Annotated in this window: 2 protein-coding genes; both read left to right on the forward strand. The window is 65.0% G+C overall.

Features of this window, described 5'->3' with window-relative positions:
* The first annotated feature begins 63 nt into the window (after positions 1 to 63).
* A complete protein-coding gene (locus FHY18_RS21985) occupies positions 64 to 357 on the forward strand; it encodes a transposase (RefSeq protein WP_252162118.1) in 294 nt (97 codons plus the stop codon).
* On the forward strand, positions 354 to 1214 hold the full coding sequence (locus FHY18_RS21990; protein WP_259160082.1) for an IS3 family transposase: 861 nt from the start codon (positions 354 to 356) through the stop codon (positions 1212 to 1214). The genes FHY18_RS21985 and FHY18_RS21990 overlap by 4 nt, the downstream gene beginning before the upstream one ends.
* Positions 1215 to 1245: the final 31 nt, after the last annotated feature.

Raw genomic sequence — 1245 nt, forward strand, 5'->3', positions numbered from 1 at the left:
CTGAGCCACCCCTGATAACTCGGACACCTGAAAGCGAGGACAATCCTCGCACGGAGGTGTTCGATGCAGAAGCGGCAGCGGTTCACGGCGGAGTTCAAGCGGGAAGCAGTGCGGCTACTCAAGGCGGGAGATCGGCCAGCGGCCGTGATCGCGCGGGAGTTGGGCATCCCGCGCAACCGTCTCTACAAGTGGGCCACGGATCTCGATGCGAAGGGCGCTGGCGCCTTTGGCGGCAGTGGCCGGCCCAAGGCCAACCCGGATGAACTGGCCAAGCTGCAGCGCGAGAACGAGCGGCTGCGCCAAGAGAACGAGATCCTAAAAAAAGCGGCGGCGTACTTTGCGCGGGAGCTACCGTGAAGTACGCCTGGATCCGAGACCAGCAAGGTTACCGGGTGCGCTGGCTCTGCCATGCGCTGGGCGTATCGCCCAGCGGCTACTACGCGTGGTGCGCCCGCCGTCCGGGCCCGCGCGCGCAGGAGAATGCCCGGCTATTGCAGCGGATCGAGCAGTTGCACGCACAAACCCGCGAGGCGTATGGCAGCGAGCGCCTCTGGCGCGCGTTGCGTCAGCAAGGTGAGACCTGCGGCCGGCATCGGGTGCGGCGCCTGCGGCGGGTACATGCGATCCGCACCAAACGGCGGCAACGCCACCTGCGCACGCGCAGCACCTATCAGCGTGTGGCGGTGGCGCCTAACCGGCTGGCATGGCCGTTCGTCAGTCCGGGGCCAGATCGGGTGTGGGTGGCGGACATCACCTTCGTGCCGACCCGGATGGGCTGGTTGTACTTGGCGGCGGTGCTGGACATGCACAGCCGGCAGATCGCGGGCTGGGCGATGGGTGAGCGGGCCGACCAGGCGTTGGCCAGCGCTGCACTGGCCATGGCGCTCCAACGCCGGCGGCCAGCGCAGGGCGCAATCCACCATAGCGACCAGGGCACGCAATACACCAGCGGTGCATATCAGCGGCAATTGCAGGAAGCCGGGCTAGTCGCGAGCATGAGTCGCAAGGGCATGCCTTACGACAATGCAGTGATGGAAAGTTTCTTCAGCTCGCTCAAGCAGGAACTGACGCATCACGAGCGCTTCGCCAGTCTCGACCAAGCGCGCGGGAAAGTGTTCGAGTACATCGAAGTGTTCTACAACCGGCAGCGGTTGCACAGTGCGCTGGGCTACCGCTCGCCGGCCGAGTTCGAAAAGATGGTTGTTGTTCCCTAATTAACCTGTCCGAGAAATCGGGGGTAGCTCA

This window comes from Xanthomonas sp. 3793, assembly GCF_024806835.1.
In the GTDB taxonomy this organism is placed as follows: Bacteria; Pseudomonadota; Gammaproteobacteria; order Xanthomonadales; family Xanthomonadaceae; genus Xanthomonas; species Xanthomonas arboricola_F.